5 protein-coding genes are annotated in these 7,258 nt (G+C 63.5%); 1 reads left to right on the forward strand and 4 read right to left on the reverse strand.

The window, feature by feature from the left end:
* Positions 1–129: 129 nt before the first annotated feature.
* From FFS45_RS38220 to FFS45_RS38230, 3 genes are all read right to left on the reverse strand, one after another.
* Positions 130–933 (reverse strand): molybdopterin-binding protein, encoded by an 804-nt coding sequence (locus FFS45_RS38220; protein ID WP_137959823.1) that lies wholly within the window; start codon positions 931–933, stop codon positions 130–132.
* 19 nt (positions 934–952) lie between these two features.
* Positions 953–1,786, reverse strand: coding sequence for an EI24 domain-containing protein (locus FFS45_RS38225; RefSeq protein WP_137959824.1), 834 nt, complete (start codon positions 1,784–1,786; stop codon positions 953–955).
* A 206-nt stretch (positions 1,787–1,992) separates the two neighbouring features.
* A complete protein-coding gene (locus FFS45_RS38230; protein ID WP_137959825.1) occupies positions 1,993–3,012 on the reverse strand; it encodes a beta-propeller fold lactonase family protein in 1,020 nt (339 codons plus the stop codon).
* Between the two features lie 562 nt (positions 3,013–3,574).
* Here FFS45_RS38230 and FFS45_RS38235 point away from each other — a divergent pair.
* Complete coding sequence (locus FFS45_RS38235; RefSeq protein WP_137959826.1) at positions 3,575–6,034, forward strand: YadA-like family protein; 2,460 nt, start codon at positions 3,575–3,577, stop codon at positions 6,032–6,034.
* 195 nt (positions 6,035–6,229) lie between these two features.
* Here FFS45_RS38235 and FFS45_RS38240 read toward each other — a convergent pair.
* On the reverse strand, positions 6,230–7,258 hold a 1,029-nt coding region (locus tag FFS45_RS38240), incomplete at its 5' end, for a DUF3418 domain-containing protein (protein WP_249363101.1).

A 7,258-nucleotide genomic window follows, 5' to 3' on the forward strand; every position in this document is an offset into this window, starting at 1 on the left:
TGCATCGCGGACTATTCCCGCGAGTGCCGGTTGGGATCACAGGTATGGGCTAGAGGCCGGCGGTCCTGGCCACCAGCATGCGATGATGACCAGTCCGTCTCTTTGCAACGCGCGCCACGGCATCGCCGTTTACGGCTCGACGATATCTCCGCCCAGCAGATGAACGCCCTCGCGCAGCTTCACGAACGCCGCAGCGACGGCTTCCGGTTCGCCCTTCACGCCCAGGTCGATATGCCGCCGCGCATAGATGCCGCCGCGCTCGGCATCGCCGACGCTCGGCAAGCTGAACACTCGCACGCCGGGGAAGTCGTGCTCGATCTTTTCCATCAGCGGCGTGAGCGTCGATTCCGGCAGCTCGAACACCAGCAAGGACTTCTCCGCATGCGGCATGGCGTGATGCAGATGGGCGTACCTGGTATCCAGCACCCACTCGATCATCGGCCAGGCCATCACCGGAAAACCGGGCACGAAATGATGATCGGCCACGGAAAAGCCCGGAATCTTGTTGTAGCCGTTCGGAATGATCGAGGCGCCGCGCGGGTACGTGCCCATGTTGAGCCGGTGACGGTTCTCCGGCGAATCGAGGTCGGGCGGCGTAGCCGAGCCGGCCGGGTGCATGTCGCGAATCCGCTCGCGGATCAGTTCCGCCGCCTCGGGATGAAGTTCGAGCGGCACGCCGAGCGCGGCCGCTGCGCACTGGCGCGTGTGGTCGTCCGGCGTGGCGCCGATGCCGCCCGTCGAGAACACGATGTCGCCCGAGGCAAACGTGCGGCGCAGCGTGGCCGTGATGCGCTCGGGTTCGTCGCCGATGTACTCCGCCCAGCCGAGCGACAGGCCGCGCGCGCTCAGCAGTTCGATGACCTTCGGCAGGTGCTTGTCGACCCGCCTGCCCGACAGGATTTCGTCGCCGATAATAATGACGCCAAATGCCATTGCGGCCTCTCAATTGAATTCAGAAGGGAACCACCGGCGCCGCCTGACCGGCGCCTTGCTCTTCCGCGCGCATGCGCTGCAGCGCGCGCAGACAGTAATAGCCGAACCACAGCGCGGAAAAGACGAGGATGAACGCATAGATCCAGATCGTCACCGCCGTGATGACGGGGAACAGCACAATCAGCCAGACCGACGACGCCCACAGCAACGTGGGCAGCGAACTGAGCAAGCCGCTCGCCACGCCGATCAGCAGCAACGGCAGGCGGTAACGCCGCACCAGCGCGCGCCGTTCGTCGCGGCTCGCATGCAGCGCCAGTGCGTCGTAGGTCATCACGCGGTAGGTGAGCCAGCCCCACAGCAGCGGCGGAATCAGCGCGAAGAACGGCGGAATCAGCCACAGCGGCAAGGTAACGATCAGCAACACGAGACAGACCAGTGTCGTCCACAGCGCTTGCCCGAGACTACCGTACCACGTTCCGCCGCGCCGCATCTCCAGGCCGGCAAACTGCCGCGCGGACAGATGGCGGATCACGCCGGGCATCGAGAGCGTCGCGATAAGCAGCAGGATCGTCACCACGATCAGCGGGATAGCCATGGCGATCACGATGAACGGCGCGAGCACCGCATGCAGCGAGGAAAAACCGAGCCAGTCGAACAGATGGTAAACGGTGTTGGTGAACGACCAGCCCTCGAGCCAGGTGCGCGTGGCGCCGATCAGCGTCTGCCAGGAAAACCACAGGGCCACGCCCCATACGACCGTTGCCGCGAAAAACGGCAGGAAGGTCAGCCAAAGCATGCGCGGATGAAGCGCACTTGCCAGCGCGCGTCCGAACGAGCGCAACAGATCATTCATGCGAGGTCGATGCGAGTGAACGAAACGATGTGACCAGGGAAAGCCGCGAAAGATTCAGCACAACAGGTGCCGGATCTGGACAGGATAAACCACGGGACGTGCCGCCGGTAGCACCGGCGGCGCGGAAGAAGGGAAAAAGACCCGGCGCGGGCCGCCGGGCTGCGATGTTCAGGCACCCCGTCAGGCGCCCTCGTCAGGCACCCTCGTCAGGCGCCATTGGGCGCCGTGACCGGCGCGCGGTCGTAGAAGTAGATGCCGTGTGGCGAACGGCCGACCGCGATGGTCTGGATCAGCTTGCGGGTGGTCAGATCGATGATGCCGACGTGTTTTGCAAACCGGAACGTCACCCACAGATAGCGCTTGTCAGCCGACAGCTCCATATCGTCCGGACCCGCCATCAGGCCGGTGATGTTGCCGACATTGGTGAGCGACGTTTCGTCGATGATGCTGATCGTGCTGGCGACGCGATTCGATACCGCGACGTGCTTGCCGTCCGCGAGCGAGCGGAAGTTGTGCGCGCCGTTGCCAGTCTGGATGGTTTTCACGATCTTCTGGCTGCGCCAGTCGACCACCGCGACATAGTCCGCGCCGGTCATGCCGACCAGCAGATATTGATCGCCCGGCGTCATCCATAGGCCGGCCGGCACCTTGCCCACCTTCATCTTCCACTTGACCTGCTGGGTGGCGAGATCGATCGCGGCCAGTTCGCCCGACACCTGCAGCGTAACGAACACGGTTTTGCTGTCGTTCGAAAACGCCATATGGCTCGGCATCACCGCAAGCGGCAAGCGCTTCGCGAGCGTCATGTCGCGACCGTCGTAGTGGTAGATGTCGAGGCGGTCGAGCCGCAGGCCCGTGGTCACGACCCACTTGCTATCCGGCGAAAAGCCGATCTGATACGGATCTTCGATGTTCTCGACCCAGCGCTGCACCTTGCCGGTTTTCGGGTCGACGAACATCAGGTTGTTGGAGACCGAGTTGGCGACGATAAGCGAGCTGTTGTCCGGCGTCGCCATCAGATGATGCGGCTCCTTGCCGGTTGGCACGGTGCCGACCACCTGGTGCGTGGCCTGGTCGATCAGGCTGAGCGTGGCCTCGCCGGAGTTCAGAACGATCACGTTGTTGGCGTGGGCAGCCGGCGCGAACAGGCCTGCCGTGACGGCTAGCGCCGTGCTTGCAGCGAACCCGGCGCCGAGGCTCAGGCCGCGAAGGGAAAATTTGCGCATGAAAACTCACTTCAGGGAACAGCGGGCATTGTAGACCGTTTGTAAGCATGCGCGGTTGATGCAGGTCGGGTATCGGAGCGAGCGATGAACTCAAACTGGCGGGGATCGTTGCGGTCAGTCCGTTTTGTTCTGAAAAATCAAGAAATTTCACACTCCATAGATAAATTACATATTGACGAATAGTCACACTCTCAGTCATCGCGGATATAAATAAGAATTTTTAAGAATATTCTCTATTCATCCTGTTTTAAAACCTTTATTTACACACAAATAAATAGAAATACACGCAAATATACAATTTAAGAATTCACTTATATCGGGCCACACCCCTCCCACCAGACAATCGCGTCGATCATCGCCCATGCCTTTAACCTTTGTGGATACAAAGGCGTGATGCATCGGATCCGGACGCACCCAAAAAATTCAGGCAAAACAATCAACACGGAATGACCGCGGTCGTTATGTCAGATTTTGTGCGCGATATATAGGGTGATGGCGCCTTGCCGGAGCCGATGCATTTACACGCCGACCACGCTAGTCATACCGCGGAGTTCCCTTAAGAATGAACAGGATTTACAAATCGGTTTGGAATGAAGCGACGGGCGCCTGGGTGGCGACGTCGGAAACGGCACGCACAAAGACGAGGCGCGGCGTGTCGCGCAGGTTGGTGATGGCACAGGCCGTGCTGGCGGGAGTCGCGTTGATGGGTGGGACGGCGGCGCATGCCGATGCCGATGCGGCGGCGCTGTATTTCAATGCAAACGGAGTGGGCACCGCCGCACTCGTAGGGCCTAACGCGCAAGAGGCTATCGCAGTTGGCGATGGATCATTCGCCGGCGAGCAAAATTCCATTGCTTTAGGCAGCAATTCGTTCGCGTCCAATACGAACTCAGTCGCCATCGGCAGCAATACGTTCTCGACCGGGGTCGGCTCGTTCGCTAGCGGGACAGCCGCAAAGGCGATGGCGGATTCGGCGACGGCGGTTGGCACACAATCCGTCGTCACCGGTACCGGAGGGACAGCAGTGGGTTCCTCCGCCATGGCGTCTACGACGAACTCTGTCGCAATCGGCTACGGCGCAACGGCCTCGGCCGCCAACAGCCTCGCACTCGGCGCCGGTTCGACCACAAAAGCCAATCTGTCCACGACGGCTTACACACCGAACGGTCCAGGCGCTACCGCCATTGCAGCAACCACCGCAGCAGGCGAAGTCTCGGTCGGCTCCGCTGGCAATGAACGGCGCATCACCAACGTCGCCGCCGGTTCGGCCTCCACCGATGCTGTCAACGTCAGCCAGTTAAGCGCGGTCGACGCCGAAGTCAGCAACGTCAATAACCAGGTCAATACGATCAGCGGTCAGGTCAACAACATCAGCAGCCAGGTCACCACGATCGGCAGCCAGATGAACACCATCAGCAACGAGGTCGACACCATCAACGGTAGCGGCACCATGCACTACTTCAAGGCCGACGGCCTCGCTGATGGCTCGGACGACGCCGCGGCTACCGGCGCACAAGCGGTCGCCGCCGGCGTCAATGCCCTGGCGAGCGGCACCTACGCCTCTGCGTTCGGTTACGGCGCGCAGGCCACGGCTGAGAACTCGGTGGCCATCGGCGCGCAGGCCAGCGCCACCGGCGCCAATTCCGTCGCATTGGGCCAAGGTTCCCTGGCAAACGCGGACAACACGGTGTCAGTCGGCTCGGCTGGCAACGAACGCCGGATCACCAACGTCGCACCGGGTGTCGATCCCACTGACGCCGTCAATCTGAGCCAATTGACCGCCGCGACCGCCGGCACCGCCTCCGCGGCGCATTACTTCAAGGCAGACGGCCCCGCTGACGGGTCGGACGACGCCAGCGCCAGTGGCGACCGGTCCGTCGCAATCGGCAGCGCCGCAGCTGCTTCAGGGGATCAGGCGATAGCAGCCGGCGAGAACTCCGTCGCGTCGGGAACATATAGCACCGCTATCGGTTCCTCCGCGCAGGCCACCGCGCAGAATGCCACCGCAATCGGCAGCCAGGCCACGGCCAGCGCCGCCAACTCGGTCGCCTTGGGCCAAGGCTCGGTCGCCGATCGCGCCAACAGCGTCTCGGTGGGTTCGGCCGGCAACGAACGCCAGATCACCAACGTCGCCGCCGGCACCGCCGACACCGACGCGGTCAACCTCGCGCAGTTGAACGCCGTCGCCAGCCAGGCAGCCAAGGTCGACGGCGCCGTGATGTACGACACCAACAACGACGGCTCGCCCAACAAGAACAGCGTCACGCTGGGCGGCGATGGCGGCACGGTCATCCACAACGTCGCCGCCGGCGTGGATGCGACCGACGCAGTCAATCTCGGCCAGATGGAAGCCGCCATTAGCGGCGCGATCCAGAACATCGCGCCGGGTGCCGCCAGCCCGTTCTTCAGCGCCAACGGCGACACCAGCACCGAAGCTGCGCAATCGTCCGGCACCTATGCGGTCGCCGCCGGCGCGAACGCTCAGGCAAGCGGCACGAACGCTGTCGCTGTCGGCGCGAACTCGGTCGCGAGCGGCAACAACACCACGGCACTCGGCGCAGGGGCGAGCGCCAGCGCCGACAACTCCGTGGCGCTGGGCCAAGGCTCGGTAGCTGATCGCGCAAACACGGTATCGGTCGGCTCGGTTGGCAACGAACGCCAGATCACCAACGTCGCACCCGGCGTGCAGGGCACGGATGCCGTCAACGTCAATCAGTTGAACTCGGGCATGAGCAGCGCCGTCGGTCAGGCCAACAGCTACACCGACGACCAGATCCGTTCGGCACGCCGCGACTCCTACGGTGGTACGGCGTCAGCGCTGGCCGCAGCCGGTCTGCCGCAAGCAGTCCTGCCGGGTCACGGCATGGTGGCAATCGCGGGTGGCACGTATGCGGGCCAGTCGGCCGTCGCGATTGGCGTGTCGCAATTGTCCGAGACCGGCAAGTGGGTCTACAAGGTGCAAGGCACGAGTGATTCGCGCGGTCAGTTCGGCGCGTCGATCGGCGCCGGTATGCACTGGTAACAGGAGGTCAAGCCCCGCTTCATAGAGGGGAGCAGCGAGTGGATGCAGGTCCGGGCGGACCTGCATCTTTTACGCGGCACCGATTCGGAGGAGTCGATGTCGCGTCTTTTTTATGCACGTGACGCGTGGCGTGGCAGCGTCCCGCACCCGTGGGCCACGGACCAGCGCACGTCCAAGGTCCGCGCCGCAGGACACTCACCGCTGCATCGACTCCCACACCTTGTACAACCGCTTCACCGACACCGGCATCGGCGTGCGTAACTCCTGCGCAAACAGCGAGATCCGCAACTCCTCCAGCAGCCAGCGGAATTCCGACAAGCGCGCATCCATCACGCCACCACGCTGCGCCAGCGCGCGCTGATAGTTCTGCAGCAACGGGTGAAACTCGGCAAACTGCCGCGCGTCGCGCGCCGAATCGGCTCTGAGCTTGTCGACGCGCAGCACGATCCCCTTCAGGTAACGCGGGAAGTGCGCAAGCTGCGCATACGGCGTGTCGATCACGAAGCGCTTGCCGATCAGCACATCGAGCTGGTTCTGCATGTCAGCATGGGCCGCTGTAAACGACTTCGCCTGCACCAGCTTCTTCGTCACGCTCGCGTATTCGCTGAGAATCTGCCCCACCAGCCGGGCAATTTCCTGCGCGAGCAAGCTCAGACGGCTGCGCCCTTCGTCGCGGCGCGTATGGAACGCGACGTCGTCGGCCGGCAGCGGGTCCTGCAGGCAGGCGCGATCGAGCGCGGTATCGATCAACTGGTCGCGCAGTTCCTCCTGGGTGCCGCGCGGCATGAACTGCATCGCCATCTCGCGCAGGCCGGGGAGATTCTTCTCCAGATACTTGATCGGCTCCTTCAGTTGCAGCGCGAACAGCCGCCGCAGCCCTGCACGATGAATGCGCGCGGCTTCGTCGGGGGAGTCGAACACCTCGACATCGCAATGCGTGCCGCGATCCACCAGCGCTGGATAGCCAAACAGCGTCTGCCCGCCGCGGCGGATCTCCAGCAGCTCGGGAAGCTTGCCGAAATTCCACGTCGTCAGGTTCTCGTAGAGTGCGGTTGTCGCCGGCGCGTCTGCCGAAACGGTCTGAGGGACTGGTACGCCTCCCGGTCCTCGCGCGGCACGGCCCGCTCCCGCCTCGCGTGAGCCAGCAGTTCCGGCGCCGGCCCCCGCCGCGCCGCGCAGGTTGCCGCCTTGTGCGCCTCCCTGCCCCGCCGCACCGTCTTGCCC

It is taken from the genome of Burkholderia sp. 4M9327F10, from assembly GCF_005503145.1.
GTDB lineage: Bacteria > Pseudomonadota > Gammaproteobacteria > Burkholderiales > Burkholderiaceae > Paraburkholderia.

Excerpts from the sequence above, each read along its gene's own strand:
- FFS45_RS38220 (WP_137959823.1), bottom strand. The coding sequence starts at position 933 with ATGGCATTTGGCGTCATTATTATCGGCGACGAAATCCTGTCGGGCAGG.
- FFS45_RS38225 (WP_137959824.1), bottom strand. The coding sequence starts at position 1,786 with ATGAATGATCTGTTGCGCTCGTTCGGACGCGCGCTGGCAAGTGCGCTT.
- FFS45_RS38230 (WP_137959825.1), bottom strand. The coding sequence starts at position 3,012 with ATGCGCAAATTTTCCCTTCGCGGCCTGAGCCTCGGCGCCGGGTTCGCT.
- FFS45_RS38235 (WP_137959826.1), top strand. The coding sequence starts at position 3,575 with ATGAACAGGATTTACAAATCGGTTTGGAATGAAGCGACGGGCGCCTGG.